Source organism: Microvirga tunisiensis, from assembly GCF_009296175.1.
Lineage (GTDB): Bacteria > Pseudomonadota > Alphaproteobacteria > Rhizobiales > Beijerinckiaceae > Microvirga > Microvirga tunisiensis.
In genome coordinates, this window is the sequence record NZ_VOSK01000002.1 from 99,568 (window position 1) to 117,084 (window position 17,517).

General features: G+C 62.4%; 10 protein-coding genes. 7 read left to right on the forward strand and 3 right to left on the reverse strand.

The features are described from left to right. Nucleotides 1-14 precede the first annotated feature (14 nt). The 3 genes from glgB to treZ all read right to left on the reverse strand — a co-directional run bounded on the left by glgB (nt 15) and on the right by treZ (nt 9,081). Complete coding sequence (gene glgB, locus FS320_RS01670; protein WP_420846690.1) at nt 15-2,279, reverse strand: 1,4-alpha-glucan branching protein GlgB; 2,265 nt, start codon at nt 2,277-2,279, stop codon at nt 15-17. Nucleotides 2,280-2,416: 137 nt separating this feature from the next. Continuing rightward, complete coding sequence (locus tag FS320_RS01675; protein WP_152708868.1) at nt 2,417-7,264, reverse strand: malto-oligosyltrehalose synthase; 4,848 nt, start codon at nt 7,262-7,264, stop codon at nt 2,417-2,419. Beyond that, nucleotides 7,261-9,081, reverse strand: a complete 1,821-nt coding sequence (treZ, locus tag FS320_RS01680; protein ID WP_152708869.1) for a malto-oligosyltrehalose trehalohydrolase — start codon at nt 9,079-9,081, stop codon at nt 7,261-7,263. The genes FS320_RS01675 and treZ overlap by 4 nt, the downstream gene beginning before the upstream one ends. A 266-nt stretch (nt 9,082-9,347) precedes the next feature. On the opposite strand from treZ, the gene glgA reads away from it, so the two are divergent. The 7 genes from glgA to FS320_RS01715 all read left to right on the forward strand — a co-directional run bounded on the left by glgA (nt 9,348) and on the right by FS320_RS01715 (nt 17,515). Further along, complete coding sequence (gene glgA / locus FS320_RS01685) at nt 9,348-10,874, forward strand: glycogen synthase GlgA (RefSeq protein WP_152708870.1); 1,527 nt, start codon at nt 9,348-9,350, stop codon at nt 10,872-10,874. A 312-nt stretch (nt 10,875-11,186) separates the two neighbouring features. Beyond that, nucleotides 11,187-12,443 carry an urea ABC transporter substrate-binding protein gene (urtA, locus tag FS320_RS01690; protein ID WP_152708921.1) on the forward strand — a complete coding sequence of 419 codons (1,257 nt, stop codon included), beginning with the start codon at nt 11,187-11,189 and terminating at the stop codon, nt 12,441-12,443. Between the two features lie 66 nt (nt 12,444-12,509). Next, on the forward strand, nt 12,510-14,099 hold the full coding sequence (urtB, locus tag FS320_RS01695; protein WP_152708871.1) for an urea ABC transporter permease subunit UrtB: 1,590 nt from the start codon (nt 12,510-12,512) through the stop codon (nt 14,097-14,099). After that, on the forward strand, nt 14,096-15,232 hold the full coding sequence (urtC, locus tag FS320_RS01700; RefSeq protein ID WP_152708872.1) for an urea ABC transporter permease subunit UrtC: 1,137 nt from the start codon (nt 14,096-14,098) through the stop codon (nt 15,230-15,232). The genes urtB and urtC overlap by 4 nt, the downstream gene beginning before the upstream one ends. 3 nt (nt 15,233-15,235) lie before the next feature. Beyond that, nucleotides 15,236-15,988 (forward strand): urea ABC transporter ATP-binding protein UrtD, encoded by a 753-nt coding sequence (urtD, locus tag FS320_RS01705; protein ID WP_152708873.1) that lies wholly within the window; start codon nt 15,236-15,238, stop codon nt 15,986-15,988. A 2-nt stretch (nt 15,989-15,990) separates the two neighbouring features. Further along, entirely contained in the window at nt 15,991-16,686 is a 696-nt protein-coding gene (urtE, locus tag FS320_RS01710; RefSeq protein WP_152708922.1) for an urea ABC transporter ATP-binding subunit UrtE, read from the forward strand. A gap of 115 nt (nt 16,687-16,801) precedes the next feature. After that, on the forward strand, nt 16,802-17,515 hold the full coding sequence (locus FS320_RS01715; protein ID WP_338105265.1) for an urease accessory protein UreD: 714 nt from the start codon (nt 16,802-16,804) through the stop codon (nt 17,513-17,515). Nucleotides 17,516-17,517 lie beyond the last annotated feature (2 nt).

Below are 17,517 nucleotides of genomic sequence, written 5' to 3' on the forward strand. Positions count from 1 at the left end.
CCGTGCAAGCGGAACTATATGTTCGCTCTAGAGCCGCCAGAGTCGAGGACAAGAATGACCGTCGCCAGCGGCGGGATCGTGACGGTGAGCGAGCATGGCTGGCCGTGACTCGGCGTGTCCTCGGCCATCACACCGCCGAGATTGCCCACGTTGCTGCCGCCATATTGGACGGCATCCGTATTGACCGCCTCGCGATAGAAACCCGGCAGCGGAACACCGATGCGATATGTTTCACGTGGAACGGGCGTGAAATTCGACACGACAATGGCAAGGGCTTTCTCATCATCTCCGCGCCGCGCCCAGGCAATGACGCTGTTGTCGCGATCGTCGGCCACGAGCCACTCGAATCCCTTTGCCTCGCAGTCGCATTCATGCAGGGCGGGAATGGACTGGTAAGCGTGGTTCAGGTCTCCGATCAGAGTCTGAACGCCCTTGTGGAAGGAATCGTCAAGAAGATGCCAGTCGAGGCTCTCATCGTGATTCCATTCCCGCTCCTGGGCGAATTCGCCGCCCATGAACAGGAGCTTCTTGCCGGGATGTCCCCACATGAAGCCGAAATAGGCGCGAAGATTGGCAAATCGCTGCCACCGATCACCCGGCATCTTATTGAGGAGAGACCCCTTGCCGTGAACGACCTCGTCGTGGCTCAGCGGCAGGATGAAGTTTTCCGAAAAGGCGTAGAGCAGACCGAAGGTCAGATCGTGATGGTGGTAGCGTCGGAAGACTGAATCCTTGCTGATGTAGCGAAGGGTGTCGTGCATCCAGCCCATGTTCCATTTGAATCCGAAGCCGAGACCTCCCGTATAGGTCGGCTGCGAAACGCCCGGCCAGGCCGTGGATTCTTCCGCGATGGTGACGGCGCCCGGCGAGGTGGCATAGGCGACCTCGTTCATCTTGCGGATGAAGTCGATTGCGCCGAGATTCTCGTTGCCGCCGTAGCTGTTGGGAATCCATTCGCCCGGCTTGCGCGAATAGTCGAGGTAGAGCATGGAAGCGACGGCATCGACCCGCAATCCGTCGAGATGATAGCGCTCCAGCCAGAAGCGGGCATTCGCCACGAGGAAGCTCATCACCTCCTGGCGTTCGAAATTATAGATGTAGGTGCCCCAATCCTGGTGGAATCCCAGGCGCGGATCGGCATGTTCATAAAGATGCGTACCGTCGAAATAGGACAATCCGTGCGGATCGTTGGGGAAATGCGCCGGTACCCAATCGAGAATGATGCCGATCCCGGCCGCGTGCGCCGCCTCGACGAAAGCCGCGAAATCCTCCGGCGTACCGAAACGGCTCGTCGGCGCATAAAGTGAAATGGGTTGATAGCCCCACGAGCCGTCGAACGGATATTCGGTGATCGGCAGAAGCTCGATATGCGTGAAGCCGAGATTCTTCACATAGGGAATGAGCCGCACGGCCAATTCGCGATAGGTCAGATAGCGATTGCCTTCCTCGGGAACGCGGGCCCAGGAGCCGAGATGGCACTCGTAGATCGACATCGCCGCCTTGCGGTGGTTCTGCGTGGACCGCGAGGTCATCCAATCCGCGTCCTGCCAGTCGAATGTCGGTGCGCCCTTGAGAATGGAGGCTGTTGCCGGCGGGTGCTCCGCTGCAAAGGCAATGGGATCGGCCTTGAGGGCGAGAAGATTGCCATGAAGGCCGATGATCTCGAACTTGTAGCGCTGATCCGGCGTAACATCCGGGATGAACAGCTCCCAGATCCCGCCTTCATGGCGGCGGCGCATTGGATGGCACCGCCCGTCCCAGGAATTGAAGCTGCCTACCACGCTCACCCGGCGGGCATTGGGCGCCCATACGGTGAAGAGAAAGCCCTGGATCCCTCCCAAGTCGAGAAAATGCGCGCCGAGCTTCGTATAGACGGCATCGCTCGTGGGATCGCCGATCCGCAGGAGATCGTCATGGGAGAGGAAGGTGCCGAAGCTGTAGGCATCGTGCCGGATCTCGGTGGCGCCCTGCCTCTCGATCCGCAGCCTGTAGTCCGGTCGCCCGGAGGCGCGGAACGAGGCCACGAGGAGGCCGTCCGGAGGCGTCCGCTCCATCACGCCGAGAACGGTCTCTCCATCACGGTCCAGCACTGTCACGGCATCCGCATCCGGCAGGATGGCGCGGATCTCCCACAGGCCGGGCGAAATCTCGTGAGGACCGAGGACGGAGAAGGGATCGCCCGAATTGACGATCTCGGCAACCGGTGGCGGCTCGGCCGGGCGCGGCGGTGCGCTCTGCGATCCACGACGGTGCTGATCCATTCGGATATCCCCCTTCATATGCTGTCCTATAGACGCCACCGGCGCGGTATGCCCCGGCGATCCGTTACGATCCTTTTAGAGATTTCATTATGGAGCAGGTCCTAGCTCGGACCAGAAGCAGCGAGGCCCGCTAAAGAGTGTTGCGACAATCTTTGTTAACGCGCAGCGCCTCCGTCTCCGTCGCGCTTGAGGACGGCAAGGGGGAGGGTGCTCACAAGCTCCGCAATCATTTGTTGCTCCGAGTCAATGAGAATATCCTCTCCTGTCAGTACGTTCCGCCAGCGTCCATGGGGCAGGGTGACCGTCGTCTCTCTCCAAGTTGCTTGATCGTGGGACAGGCCGTCCCTGTCAGTCAGATCTCGCCAGTGACGCGGCACGATGACGGCAAGAGCGCCTTCGCCATGTTGCCTGATGTAGCCAAGCAGGTGAGCCGCCCGCTCGCCTTCGATCGACAAAGGCCGGTAATCACCCTCGGCATAGAGGGCGGGCGATGCGGCACGATCATGAAGCAACCGCGAGAGGATGTGCTGCTTGATCCGCCCATCGGGCCAATTCCTCATCGGACCTGCGGGAGGCTCATCCGTGCCGAGAGCCTCGATGCGAGCTCGGTAATCCACGGGCCGCCTGTTGTCCGGATCGACGAGGGAAAAGTCCCAGAACTCGGTGCCCTGATAGATGTCGGGCACGCCCGGCAGCGTCATTTTCAGGATGGTCCGTGAGAGACCCTTTAGCATGCCAAGAAGGGAGGGGCGTCGGGCAAGAGGCTGGAAGCGATCAAGGAAAAGGTTTTTCGGATCGAGCAGGGCATGCAGGAGCTTGAGGGCTGCTCCCTCATAGGCCTCGTTCGGAGCAACCCAGCTCGTATGCCGTTTGGCTTCCCGGAGAGCCTTGGTGAGGTAGCCCTCCATGCGCTCCTGAAAAGCGGTGAGCTGCTTACGGTCAGGTCCTTCCATGAGCTCAAGAGGCCAGGCACCGAGAAGGGCTTGGAGCAGGATCACCTGATCGTTGGCGTCTGGTGCGGGTGCGTCATTCACTTCGGACAGGTGAGGGATGGCCGTCTCCTGCCAGAGATCGAGAGCCTGCGCCCATTCCTCCGGCATCTCCGAGAGGGCGAGCAGGCGGGCCCGTGCATCCTCGCCGCGTTTGGTGTCATGCGTCGCGGTGGCGATCATCGCGTTCGGCCAGTTGCGGGCGCGGTCTGCATTCGCCTGGTGAAAGGCTTCCGGCGAGAGACCGAACTGGCCCGGGTCGCCGCCGACTTCGTTGAGCGCGATCAGGCGGCCATAGCGATAGAACAAGGTGTCTTCCAGGCTCTTGGCCATGACGGGGCCTGTGAGCTGCTGAAACCGCCGTCGGAAGCGGCGGATATCGGCGGGATCGGCGACCGCCTTGCCGAGGAGGGCGGAGGCGATGAAATCGTAAACGCTGCGGTCGGGCAGCGTGCCGGATTGCTGCGCTGCCTGGATCGCCTCCTCGATCAATCGCACGTCCTCTGTTGCCGGTTCCGCATCGCGGAGATAGCTGCGATAGACCGGAAGGGCCGCGACGATCTCGACAAGGGCTTGGCGCAGGGTGAAAGCCGTATAGTCCCGCGTTCGCCGGTCGGCATCGGCGATTTTCTTGATGTCCGAGACCAGAACCTCCAGCTCACTGGCGAAATTCTTCTCGGTGATCTCGATCTTGGCCTGCTTCAGCAACGCGTCATAGGAGCCCTGAAGGCCCGAGGCTTCCCGATAGATGCGCTCGAACGTGTCTCCTGCCTCCGCATTCACCAGCACGCCGTCAATCAGATTGAGAACGTCGTAGCCCGATGTTCCGGCAACGGGCCAGGGACGCAATCCCTCGCCCGGCTCCAGAATCTTCTCGACCGCCACAAAGAATCCCGGTCCCACCTTCTGCTGGAGGGCATGGGTATAGCCCTCCGGGTCGGCGAGGCCATCGATATGGTCGATGCGCAAACCGTGGACGAGGCCCTCATCCACGAGACGGAGAATGAGCTCGTGCGTCTTCTCGAACACCTCGGGGATCTCGACCCTTATGCCGGCCAGGGTGTTGACGTCAAAGAAGCGGCGGTAGTTGATGTCGCTCGATGCCACGCGCCAGTAAGAGAGGCGGTAAGCCTGCGCTTCCAGGAGACGGTGCAGAGTGTTGAAGCTCTCTGGACGGCTCGAAGCGCCATTGATGATCGCGACGGCGCTGTCGATGGCCTTCCGTAAAGCTGGCGCGGCAGCGACCGCTTGAGCGAGTTCGCGCTTTATCTGTTCCGCCTCTTCCGGTGGCGAGGCGCGATCCTCCAGCGCCCGCAGGCGCTCGGTGAGGGTGCGTAGATCGCCAGACTTTGCCTGATCATTGAGGGCGGCCAGCGCGAAATCCAGCACGATCGGGTAGGTCGTCGGGCAGATCGGGAAGCGGTGCTCCCAATGCCAGACGCTGAAAGAGCCTTCCGCCGGATCGATTTTCAACTGGAGTTCGCCTCTCTCCAGGACTTCCCCGTAGAGTCCGCCTAGGGACGGGACGATCAGCTTGCCGTCGGCGCCGGGGCGTTCCCAATCGATGTCGAAAGCCTTAGCCACGGGTGAGAGTGGGCCCCATTCCAGCACCGAGAGCCACCAGCCATTGTCCTTCCCGCCCACGCCCATATGGTTGGGCACGATGTCGAGCAGGAGCTTGAGGCCGTGCTCCTTAAGGGCCTCCGAGAGGCGGCGGAAGCCTTCCTCGCCTCCGAGTTCCGGGTTGATAGTTGAATGGTCGACGATGTCATAACCATGGGTAGAACCTGGCGCAGCCGTCTGGATCGGCGAGGAATAGACGTGGCTGATGCCGAGCGTCGCCAGATAGGGCACGATCTTCACCGCATCGTCGAAGGTGAAGTCCTTGTGGAACTGCAGGCGGTAGGTGGCCCGCGGCGGGGGCGAGGCGAGGGTATTTCGACGGGAGCGGACGTCCCGTCCTTCCTTTGCCAGAGCGACAGCGAGCTTGGGCATCAGGCTTCCGGGCGAGGTGATGGTTTCGATCGTATTCGACAGGCGCCGGCGCCAATTGGGATGTCCCATATCCATGCCCGGCATGTTGGGCTGGTTCAGCTCCCCCGAAGCATCCTCGATCTGCAGGCCCGTGAGTACGGAGGACGTGCGGGCGAGATAGCGCACGGTTTCTTCAAGCGGCGGCTTCTCCGGAATTCGAGACGAGGGCAGGAGACCTTCCTCCGCCAGGGCTTCCGTCAGATGGTGTTTGTCGGCGGCTCTCGCGATGCGCTCGCTGGCGGCTTGTGCCGGCTCGAAGATGCCGAGCGTCTGGCGCAGGTCGATGTCGAGGCCGCGCCACCATCCGGTGAAGGTCGGCAGGTCATGGGTGGTGAGGACGGCCAGGGCCGAGCGGGGATATCGTTCCGGCGTCTTGAAGGCCGATCCTTCCCGCTCGAAGGGCAGCACCCGATAGCTGAGGACACCGGACTCCATGATGGCATCGGAGAAGCCCTGCGGCGCCGTGCCGAGATCCTCCGCGATCACGAGGCAGCGGGCGCGGTGACTCTCCACGCGCAGGACCGCGAGCATCGCCTCGAACGGGTAATCGACATAAGCGCCCTGGGAGGCGGGAGCCCCGGAGGGAATCAGAAACAGGCGTTGCAGCTGGAACGCGTGGTCGATCCGGATGGCGCCGGCATGGCGCATATTGGCCGAGACGAGATCGCGGAAAGCGGCAAGGCCCTGCTCCTCCAGGGTGAGCGGGTTGAAGGGCGGCAGACCCCAATTCTGGCCCTGCGGTCCAAGCGGATCCGGAGGCGCTCCGATGGACAGTTTCGGGGCATAGCGCTCCGGCGTCGCCCAGATCTCTGACCCGCCACCATCGGCACCCACGGCGAGATCGCGATAAAGGCCGACGGGGAGGCCGGCGGCACGAGCCCGCTCGGCGGCCTCGCCCAGTTGAGCGTCCGCCAGCCATTGCAGCCAGCCATGGAAGGCTACGCGCTCCGTATGGTCCAAGCGGAAGCGCCTGACCGCTACGGAATGGACGGAGCGATACTCCTCCGGCCATTCTCCGACCCAGAACCGACCCTGCTCCCGAAGATGCTCGAAGAGCGCCTCGAAAGTGGCGTGCGCTTCCAGGGCTTCGCCGCCGGCTCGCCGGAAGGCTTCAAAGGCGTGGTGGTCTCCCGAGCCCTGGAAATGCCTCCAGACGGCCTCCAGAAGCGGGCGCTTGATGGACCAGGCCTCCGCATAATCGATGAGCTGAGCGCTTCGCAGCCGCGCCAGACGCTCCTGCATGCCTGGATCGTCGAGAAGAGCTTGAGCGCCGCTCTCAGCGAAACCTGCAACCGATGTCGGGTCGATGTAGATCGGTTCGAGAAACAGGCGCGAGGATGGGGAATAGGGCGATATCTTGGAGCGATCCGACGCGAAGAGCGCGTGAACGGGGCTGAGTCCGAGGAACGCCCCGCCGAGGCGGCCGACGTTCTCGGCGAAGAGCGCCACATCGGAATAGTCGCCGATGCCGAAATCGCGTTCCGAGCGGAGCGAGTAGATCTGAGCCGTCGCGCCCCACAGCCTTGCCTCTCCTTGGAAGGCTTCGGGCTCCCAGCATCGGGGTGGCGCCGCGATGACGGTCGTCTCCTGATCGCCGAGCCGGAGCCGGTGATAGCCTGTCGGCAGGGCGGGGAGGTCGAGGGCGCGGTTGTCCCCGGCGAGACGCCCTTCATGGACCGCGCCGTCCTCTTCGATCAGGATCCATCCCGGCTGACCGGGAGAAGCGCGGAAATCGATCGTCCAGGGTTTATCCGCATCGACCGTGATGACAGCCGGGATCGGGCCCTTTTTCAGACGCTCGAGGCGGGCGAGGCTCTCCCGTGCGCCGGACTCGGACGAGATGTCGAGTCCGAGTGCAGCCAGCAGCGCTTGCCGGGTTGCCGAGCTTGTCTGAACGCTCCTGCCGAAAGCATCGGTGTAGTCAGGGGAAATACCGACAAGGGCGGCCATGCGCTCCAACAGAGCGTCCAGCTTGCTCATGCCGATTGTCCTTTCACGATGACACCCGACCAGGGTGGAAGTTGAAGATTTTTTCCATTCGCCTTGATGCCTTGGCTCGACCACAGCACGCGGGCATCGTTCTCGATGTCCCAGCTCATTGGATTGTCGCCGAAATTCGCAAGAACGCGAAGGGTGCCGTCAGTAAAGGTCCAGGTCACGTCGAGTGTGTTCTCCGGCGAGACATTATAATGCGAGCCCCGATATTGGCTCTTGAGAAGAGGAACGATGTCCGTCCGCCGCAGATTCAGCAGATGACGGGTCTGTGACAGAACCTCCCGATGGGGCGACCGATCGATCTCCGACCAGTCGATCTTGGATTGCTCGAACGTCTTTCGATCGGTTGGATCCGGGATCCTCTGCGACATCTCCAGATCCGTGAAGGCCTTGAAGCGCTTGAATTCGCCACGCCGCCCGTCCCGGACGGCTTTCGCCAGATCGGGATCGTTCTCGAAATCGACGAAGAACTGGAACGGGGTCGATGCCGCCCATTCCTCACCCATGAAGAGCAGCGGGATCTGTGGCGAGAGAAGAAAGATCGCCTGGGCGAGAGCGAGTCGCTCCGGTGGGATCAGATGAGACAGGCGATCGCCGAAGGCGCGGTTGCCGACCTGATCGTGATTCTGAAGGAAGGCCACGAAAGCTGCCGGCGGGAGATGGCCCGACGGTTCTCCGCGAACGATGCCGTCCTTGTGCGGCGATGGATCCCCCTGATAGGCGAAGCCTTCGGCGAGCGCCCGACCGAGGTGTTGGAGCGGCTTGTCGGCATAATCTTCGTAATATCCCTCGTTCTCGCCGGTCAGGAGGGCGTGCCAGGAATTGTGGATGTCGTCCGCCCATTGCGCCGTGTGAAGCTTCGGCGCCCGATTGCCGTCACGATCAAGCCAGCGCGCCTGGTTGGCCTCGTTCTCGAGCACGAGATGAATGTGGCGGTCGGGGATCGCCTGCCGGATGCGGCTCGCCAGTTCCTCGATGAAGTGAGGCTTGCCGTCATCGGTGATGGCATGGACCGCATCGAACCGCAGCCCGTCCAAATGATATTCCTCCAGCCAATAGAGCGCATTGTGGAAGAAGAAGTCGCGCACCGCGCGGCTGCCTTCGCCATCCACATTGATCCCGGCCCCCCACGGCGTCGGGTGGCGTTCTGTGAAGAAGGTCTTGGCATAGGCATGGAGATAGTTTCCGGATGGGCCGAAATGATTGTAGACCACATCGAGGAATACCATGAGGCCAAGCTCGTGCGCGCGCTCGACGAGACGCTTGAGATCCTCCGGGCTGCCATAGGCTGCGTCCGGCGCATAGGGCAGGACGCCATCATAGCCCCAGTTGCGCCGGCCCGGGAACTCGCCGATCGGCATGAGTTCGATCGCCGTAATGCCAAGGTCGCGCAAACCGTCAAGCTTGCCCATCAAGCCCACATAGGTGCCCTCCGGCGTGGCGGTTCCCACATGGACTTCGTAAAGAACGGTTTCCTCCCAGGGCCGGCCCGTCCAGGAAGCATTGGACCATTCGTAGGATTGCGGATCGACCACGAGACTGAGGTCGTGAACGTCATCACTCTGAAAGCGGGACGCCGGATCGGGCACGACGAGGTCGCCATCGATCTTGTAGCCGTAGCGGCTTCCGGCCCGCGCCTCCTGTGAGACATGGCGGTACCACCCGTCCCGATCTGCGGTCAGCGGGCGTTCGGCGCCATCGAGCATCAGGCTCACCTCGCGCGCCGTCGGCGCCCACAAGGCAAAGCGAATACCATCGGAGGTTATCTCAGCCCCAAAGGGCATGGAGTGAACGCGCCGCATCGGATCCCCGGAAATCTTGAAGGAAAGCACTTGCGAACGAGAATGGTGAGGCAATGTTCCAGCATGGACCAAAAAAACAGCCAAGCTCGGATCTGATGCAGCCGTAGCCATGCAATTGCGGAATGGCAGCGCCAGCCGTCTGAGTTAGTCAGAAATTTTCTGAAATTTCTGCGGAACCTTTTCGCAGGGAAGCGAGTTAGACAGCGCGACTGCCTATGGCGCGGGCTGTCGCTGGGGATTGCTGGGGATCGCGCCGCTGAGCGAACATGCTGGAATCAATTCAACTGGAAGCCAATGTGGCTTTCCCGACGGTGGCGCACGCCGAATTGCAGGCTAGTGCCCAGCCGTCCATTTCCGTCAAACGACGTCAATCCATCCTTTTCGTCACCTCCGAGATCGCCGATTACATCAAGGCCGGGGGGCTTGGTGAAGTTTCCGCTGCGCTCCCGCGTGCGCTCCGTCACCATTACGATGTGCGCATTCTGATCCCGGGCTATCGCCAAGTTCTCTCGCAGATCGGACCGGTGGAGGAAATCGGGCGCCTGCCGGCCTCCTTCGGGATTCCTGCCTGCGGCTTGGGGCGTGGCACGACGCAGGACGGCTTGACGGTTTACGTCCTGCTCTGCCCTGAACTCTATGATCGCGACGGCTCGCCTTATGTCGACGGCTTCGGCGTGGATTGGAGCGACAACGACATCCGCTTCGCGCGCCTTGGCCTTGCCGCCGCCGACATCGCCTGCGGCAACGGCGATCATCTGTGGCGCGCCGATCTCTTGCATCTCAACGATTGGCCGTCGGGGCTGGCATCGGCTTATCTCGTGTGGCGCGGGCAGCATATCCCGACGATCCTGACCATTCACAATCTCGCCTACCAAGGAAACTTCGATCGCAGCCGGCTGTCCCATCTCGGGATTCCCGATGCCGCCTTCCAGATCAATGGCGTCGAGTTCTATGGCAAGCTCTCGTTCCTGAAGGCGGGCATCTATTACTCGTCCCACATCACGACGGTCAGCTCCACCTATGCCCATGAGATCACGCGGCCGGAGTTCGGCTGCGGCCTCGATGGCTTGCTTCGGACCTGTGCTGAACAGGGCCGGCTGGACGGCATCATCAACGGCATCGACGAGAGCTGGGATCCGAGCACGGATCCGTATCTGGTCAGTCCGTTCTCTGCCGAGAATTGTCGCGGCAAGCGCGCCAACGCCAATAACGTTCGCCAGAATTTTGGACTTGCCCTGTCGAACGGACCGCTTTTCGCCGTGGTGTCCCGCCTCGTGCATCAGAAGGGTGTCGACCTTGCCATCTCGGCGGCGGAAACCATCGTGTCGCAGGGCGGACAGATTGCCGTCATCGGCCAGGGCGAGCCGCGCTTCGAGAACGAGCTTCAGGCGCTGGCTCATCGCCATCCCGGCTCCGTCGGCGTGAAGATCGGTTATGACGAGGGAGACGCGCGACGCATGTATGCGGGCAGCGACTTCCTGCTCATGCCCTCGCGCTTCGAGCCCTGCGGCCTGAGCCAGATGTATGCGCAGAGGTTCGGTTCTTTGCCAATTGCGCACAGGACGGGCGGCCTTGCCGACACCATCGAGGACGGCGTCAACGGTTTCCTGTTCGGCGAGCCTTCGCTCAACCGTTTCAAGGATGCCATCAAGAGGGGACTCGACACGTTCCGCTCTCGCCCACGCCTCACGGCCATGCGCCGCGCGGCGATGCAGCGCCCGCACGGATGGGATCGATCCGCGTCCCGATATCAGGAAGTCTATCAGCGGGCGTGCCAGACGGCGCTCGCGTGACTTTTCTTGCGTTGTGACGACTTCGAGAATGGGCTGAACGCAAGTTCAGCCCATTTTTCGTTCACAAAGGTCGAAACTTAGTCGCCAGGGTCATAGTGTTGCAGCCCGATTCTTGGGCCTGTGCTGCTTTTTAAGGCAAATGTTCTATCGCCCTGTTCCTGCCATCGATCGTCAGGAACGCTTGTCGCTCTAAGGCAGAATGAAAGACCGGGCTTGGCATGGTTCTTGCGTAATGACCCGACGCTGCACCTGAAACAGGGCAGCCAAGGGAGAGGATCCATGTCGATGTTGAATATGACCCGCAGACACCTGATGGCGCTGGCCTCCGCCGCGCTGGTTTCCGGCGCTGTGATGGGAACGGCGCAAGCGCAGGAGACGATCAAGGTCGGTGTTCTGCACTCCTTGTCCGGCACGATGGCGATCAGCGAGACGACACTGAAGGATGTCATGCTGATGCTCATCGAGGAGCAGAACAAGAAGGGTGGTCTGCTCGGCAAGAAGCTTGAAGCGGTCGTCGTCGATCCGGCTTCCAACTGGCCTCTCTTTGCCGAGAAGGCGCGCGAGCTGATCAGTCAGAACAAGGTCTCGGCCGTATTCGGGTGCTGGACTTCGGTGTCCCGCAAGTCCGTGCTGCCGGTGTTCAAGGAGCTCAACAGCGTTCTCTTCTATCCGGTGCAGTATGAGGGTGAAGAGAGCGAGCGCAACGTGTTCTACACGGGCGCTGCTCCGAACCAGCAGGCCATCCCGGCCGTCGATTATCTCGCCAAGGAAGAGAAGGTCGAGCGTTGGGTTCTGGCCGGCACCGACTATGTCTATCCGCGTACGACCAACAAGATTCTCGAAGCTTACCTGAAGTCCAAGGGCGTGAAGGCCGAGGACATCATGATCAACTACACGCCGTTCGGTCATTCCGATTGGCAGACCATCGTGGCGGACATCAAGAAGTTCGGCTCGGCCGGCAAGAAGACGGCCGTGGTCTCCACCATCAACGGCGATGCCAACGTGCCGTTCTACAAGGAACTCGCTAACCAGGGCGTGAAGGCAACGGACATTCCGGTCGTGGCCTTCTCCGTCGGCGAGGAAGAGCTTGCGGGTATCGACACGAAGCCTCTCGTCGGACACCTGGCCGCCTGGAACTACTTTCAGTCCATCGATACGCCCGACAACAAGGCTTTCATCGAGAAGTGGAAGACCTTCACCAAGAACGACAAGCGCGTGACCAACGACCCCATGGAAGCTCACGTGATCGGCTTCAACATGTGGGTGAAGGCGGTCGAGAAGGCCGGCACCACGGATCCGGACAAGGTGATCGATGCCATCGTCGGCGTCGAGGTTCCGAACCTGACGGGCGGCGTCTCCAAGATGCTCCCGAACCACCACATCACCAAGCCGGTTCTCATCGGCGAGATCAAGGAAGACGGGCAGTTCGAGACCGTGTCGCAGACCGACGCACTCGTTCCGGGCGATGCCTGGTCCAAATTCCTCGACGGTTCCAAGGACCTGATCGCCGACTGGAAGGATCTCAAGTGCGGCAACTACAACACCGTCACGAAGAAGTGCGGTGCCTGATCGCCTGAAGCTCGAGGACGGCCGCGAAGGCCGTCCTCGCTCTCTCCTCTGTTCGAAGTTGATGGCATGACCAGCTTGCGCAGCATCCTGCAGGCCTTCCTTCTGCTGCTCGGAATGACATCCGCGGCGGCGGCCGGCCCCTATGAAGACGCTCTGCCCAAGTTCGCGGCCGACAGCTATGCCGATACCGAGGCCGCCATCGGGGCTGTGGCAGGCAGCGGCCACGGACAATCATTGAGCCTCGTCGAAGCTCTGCGCGACGGACGACTGATGGTCGCTGCGGGGCAGGTCTATATCCGTGATCCTGCGGGCAAGTTCTTGGATGCGGGAACCGGGCAGTCCGTCGAGCCTCCTGCCGGCGCCAAGCCCGTACGGGTCAACAACCGTATCCGTCGCGCCATCGAGGCGGCTCTCGGCAGCATGACCTTGCTCAGCCCCGATGCCGCGGTCCGTCTCGACGCAGCCCGTGCGGTTTTCCGCTCGCGCGACGCGGCAGCTCTTCCGGCGCTCGAGAAGGCCATAGCACAGGAGAGCGACACCGGCTTGCGGAATGCTCTCGAGAGCGCTCGTGCCGCGATCGTTTTGAGCAAACCGGATGCCTCATCGTCGCAGAAGCTGGCAGCCATCGAAAACCTGCATGTCCGTGGCGATCAGGATGCTCTGGCGCTTCTCTCTTCGCTGCCGCCCGGAACGTCGGCGGACGTGTCCGGCGCTGCCGCCAAAGCAGCCGAGGGCATTCGCTCCCGGCTGGCGCTCTGGAGTTCCGTTCAGAACGTCTGGTATGGGATCTCCCTCGGGTCCGTCCTGCTGCTGGCGGCCATCGGCCTGTCGATCACCTTCGGCACCATGGGGGTCATCAACATGGCTCATGGCGAGATGGTTATGATCGGGGCTTATACGACCTTCCTGGTGCAGGAATTGATCCGCACCCATGCACCCGGTCTCTTCGGCGCCTCCCTGTTCATCGCGCTGCCGCTCGCCTTTCTCGTGGCGGGCCTGATCGGCATTCTCATCGAGCGCACGGTCATCCGCTTCCTTTACGGGCGGCCGCTTGAGACGCTTCTCGCCACCTGGGGCATATCCCTCATCCTGCAGCAGGGCGTGCGCACGATCTTCGGCCCGACCAATCGCGAGGTCGGCACGCCGGCCTGGATGAGCGGAGCCCTGGAGCTCGGAGGCTTGAGCCTCACCTATAACCGCATCGCCATCGTCGTCTTCGCCTTCGCGGTCTTCACGACTCTGCTTCTCGTGCTGCGGTACACATCGCTTGGGCTGTATGTTCGCGCCGTCACGCAGAACCGACGCATGGCGGGCTCCATGGGCATCCGGACGAACCGGATCGACGCGCTGGCCTTCGGGCTCGGATCGGGGGTGGCCGGGATCGCCGGCGTGGCGCTCTCGCAGATCGACAATGTCAGCCCCAATCTCGGGCAGGGATACATCATCGACAGCTTCATGGTGGTGGTGTTCGGCGGCGTCGGTAATCTCTGGGGCACGCTGGTGGGCGCCATGACGCTCGGCGTCGCCAACAAGCTGCTCGAGCCCTATGCGGGCGCGGTGCTCGGCAAGATCGTGCTGCTCGTCGCGATCATTCTTTTCATCCAAAGGCGTCCGCGCGGCCTCTTCGCGCTCAAAGGCAGGGCGGTCGAAGCATGAAGTCGCAATCCGTGCTCGATCGTCAGAGCATCATCGTACTCCTTCTGCTGGGGGCGGCCGCCATTCTGGTGCCTGTCCTGAACGTGGCGGTGGACCCGGGATCCCCGATCCACCTGTCGGATCACCTTGTGCCGCTGCTCGGCAAATATATCTCCTTCGCGCTGCTCGCGCTCTCGGTCGATCTGATCTGGGGCTTCTGCGGCATTCTCTCTCTGGGACACGGCGCCTTCTTCGCGCTCGGCGGCTATGCCATGGGCATGTATCTCATGCGCCAGGTCGGGCCGCGCGGCGTCTACGCCGATCCGATCCTTCCCGACTTCATGGTGTTCCTGAACTGGAAGGAATTGCCCTGGTTCTGGCATGGGTTCGACTGGTTCCCGTTCGCAGCCCTCATGGTGCTGCTTGTGCCGGGCATTCTCGCCTTCGTGTTCGGCTGGTTTGCCTTCCGCTCGCGAGTGACGGGCGTCTACCTCTCCATCATCACACAGGCGATGACATTCGCCCTGATGCTCGCCTTCTTCCGCAATGACATGGGCTTCGGCGGCAATAACGGACTGACCGACTTCAAGGAGATCCTGGGCTTCCCGATCCAGGCCGCCTCGACGCGGATCGTCCTGTTCGTCCTGTCGGTCGCGGCGCTTGCCGGGGGCTACCTGCTCTGCCGCTGGGTGGTGAGTTCCAAGTTCGGCAAGGTGCTCGTGGCGGTGCGCGACGCGGAGAGCCGCACGCGTTTTCTTGGATACCGTGTCGAGCACTACAAGCTTGCCGTCTTCACGCTCTCGGCCATGCTGGCCGGCGTCGCAGGCGCACTCTACGTCCCGCAGGTCGGCATCATCAACCCGAGCGAGTTCGCACCGGCCAACTCCATCGAGGTGGTCATCTGGGTGGCGGTCGGCGGTCGCGGAACGCTGGCAGGCCCCATTCTCGGCGCGCTTCTGGTCAATGCGGGCAAGACCTGGTTCACCGGGATGCTGCCGGAATTCTGGCTCTTCGCGCTCGGCGGCCTCTTCGTCTTCGTCACGCTCCTGATGCCCCGCGGCATCCTCGGCGCGGCCAAGGATCTCTGGGCGCATGCCGGGCAGCGGCTGAAGTCCCGGCCCATGTCCGAACCGGTTTCCCAGGCGGCGGAGTAAGTCATGTCTGCACCCGTTACCCCGACGCTTCTCTATCTCGACAACGTCTCCGTGTCCTTCGACGGCTTCCGGGCCTTGAACTCACTGTCGCTTGCCGTCGATCATGCGGAGATGCGCGCCATCATCGGCCCCAACGGGGCGGGCAAGACCACGATGATGGATGTCATTACCGGTAAGACCCGCCCGAACGAAGGCACGGCGCTCTTCGAGGGCTCTCACGATCTGACGGCGCTCGACGAAGCTGCGATCGCCGAACTCGGGATCGGCCGCAAGTTCCAGACGCCGACCGTGTTCGAGATGCACAGCGTCGAAGACAACATTCTCCTCGCCCTCAAGGAAAACCGCTCTCCCTTCGCGACGCTTCTGTCGCGGCGCACGGCTCGGGAGCGTGAGCGGATCGAGGCGCTTCTGGAGCGGGTGCGCCTGACGGCGCATCGCCACCGCAAGGCGGGGGAACTCTCACACGGTCAGAAGCAGTGGCTCGAGATCGGCATGCTGCTGGCGCAGCAACCCAAGCTCCTGCTGATCGATGAGCCCGCCGCAGGCATGACGGACCAGGAGACTGCCGACACGGCCGATCTCCTGCGCGACATCGCGAAGACGCAGGCCGTCGTCGTGGTGGAGCATGACATGACCTTCGTGCGCGATCTCGATGTAAAGGTCACATGCCTTCATGAAGGCACGGTGCTCGCCGAGGGAACGCTCGATGCGGTGAGTGCGAACGAGCGCGTGGTCGAGGTTTATCTGGGGCGATGACGATGCTTTCGGTCGACAATCTCTCTCTGTATTACGGTGCCGCACAGGCGCTGCGCGGTATATCCGTCACTGCTTCGACCGGCGAGGTCACCTGCGTGCTCGGCCGGAACGGCGTTGGCAAGACGTCATTGCTGCGCGCCATCGCCGGGCACCGGCCGATCGCGGGCGGGAGCATCCACTTCGAGGGCCGTGACATCGCGCGCCTGAAGCCCTTCGAGCGCGCGGCGCTCGGAATCGCCTATGTCCCGCAAGGCCGGGAGATCTTTCCTCTCCTCACCGTCAAGGAAAACCTTGAGACGGGCTTTGCACCCCTGAAGCGCGGCGACAAGAAAATTCCCGATGAGGTCTTCGAGCTGTTTCCCGTCTTGAAATCCATGCTCGGCCGGCGCGGCGGCGATCTTTCCGGCGGGCAGCAGCAGCAACTGGCCATCGGGCGGGCGCTGGTCACCCGTCCGCGCCTGCTCGTGCTCGACGAGCCGACGGAAGGCATCCAGCCGTCGATCATCAAGGATATCGGACGGGCGATTACCTACTTGCGCGAACGGAAGGATATGGCCATCCTCCTGGTCGAGCAATATTTCGACTTCGCCCGCGACCTGGCCGACCGGTTCGTGGTGATGGAGCGCGGCGAGATCGTGCAGCATGGCGACCGCTCTGCGCTTGAGGGAGATGATGTACGTCAGCGCCTGGCCATTTGATGGTGTCTCCCAGTCCGTGTCTCCACAGCGTCAGCGTGCCGTCGGTCGTGTTGCGTTCAGCGCAGCGGGCTTGAGCGGCCGTACCCGGCCCATGCAGATCGAAGAGAGCGGATCCATGCGGATCAGGCTCCCGAAAGGCGAGGGGAGCGGGCTCGATGCCGTTCTCGTCAATACGGCGGGGGGCATTGCGTGCGGCGATCGCTTCTCAGTCGGGATCGAGGTGCGATCCGGCGCCGCTGTAACGGTTGCGACACCTGCGGCCGAGAAGGTTTATCGCTCGGACGGACCGGTTGCGGAGCTGGCGGTTGATCTCAGGCTGGAGGCCGGCACACGGCTCGACTGGCTGCCTCAGGAAACCATTTTGTTCGACAGGTCACGCCTGCGCCGAAATCTCGCTGCCGAGATGCCTGACGATGCGAGCCTGACCGTGTTCGAGGCCGTCGTGTTCGGGCGGGAAGCTCGCGCCGAGAACATCGCAGAGGGATTGTTCGAGGATTGCTGGCGCATCCGGCGTGGAGGGCGCCTCGTCTATGCCGATACGCTGCGGCTCGATGGATCGATTGCCGATCTCCTCCGGAAGCCCAGCGTCGGGAAGGGTGCCCGGGTCCTCGCCACATTCATCCATGTGTCGCCGGATGCCGAAGCGCGCCTCGAAGCGGTGCGCGAGTGCATTCCCACCGTCAATGGCTGCGATGCTGCAGCCAGTGCCTGGAACGGACTTCTCGCCGTGCGCTTCTGCGCCATGACTATCGAGTCTTTACGCAAAGCTGCCGTTCCGTTTCTTCTCGCCTTTCGTGGCGAGCCCCTGCCTCGTGTCTGGCTCAGCTAGGG

What these genes read in the sequence shown, in the direction of transcription:
- glgA (WP_152708870.1), top strand. Translation starts at nt 9,348, where the DNA reads ATGCTGGAATCAATTCAACTGGAAGCCAATGTGGCTTTCCCGACGGTG.
- glgB (WP_420846690.1), bottom strand. Translation starts at nt 2,279, where the DNA reads ATGAAGGGGGATATCCGAATGGATCAGCACCGTCGTGGATCGCAGAGC.
- urtC (WP_152708872.1), top strand. Translation starts at nt 14,096, where the DNA reads ATGAAGTCGCAATCCGTGCTCGATCGTCAGAGCATCATCGTACTCCTT.
- urtA (WP_152708921.1), top strand. Translation starts at nt 11,187, where the DNA reads ATGGCGCTGGCCTCCGCCGCGCTGGTTTCCGGCGCTGTGATGGGAACG.
- FS320_RS01675 (WP_152708868.1), bottom strand. Translation starts at nt 7,264, where the DNA reads ATGAGCAAGCTGGACGCTCTGTTGGAGCGCATGGCCGCCCTTGTCGGT.
- FS320_RS01715 (WP_338105265.1), top strand. Translation starts at nt 16,802, where the DNA reads ATGCGGATCAGGCTCCCGAAAGGCGAGGGGAGCGGGCTCGATGCCGTT.
- urtD (WP_152708873.1), top strand. Translation starts at nt 15,236, where the DNA reads ATGTCTGCACCCGTTACCCCGACGCTTCTCTATCTCGACAACGTCTCC.
- urtE (WP_152708922.1), top strand. Translation starts at nt 15,991, where the DNA reads ATGCTTTCGGTCGACAATCTCTCTCTGTATTACGGTGCCGCACAGGCG.
- urtB (WP_152708871.1), top strand. Translation starts at nt 12,510, where the DNA reads ATGACCAGCTTGCGCAGCATCCTGCAGGCCTTCCTTCTGCTGCTCGGA.
- treZ (WP_152708869.1), bottom strand. Translation starts at nt 9,081, where the DNA reads ATGCGGCGCGTTCACTCCATGCCCTTTGGGGCTGAGATAACCTCCGAT.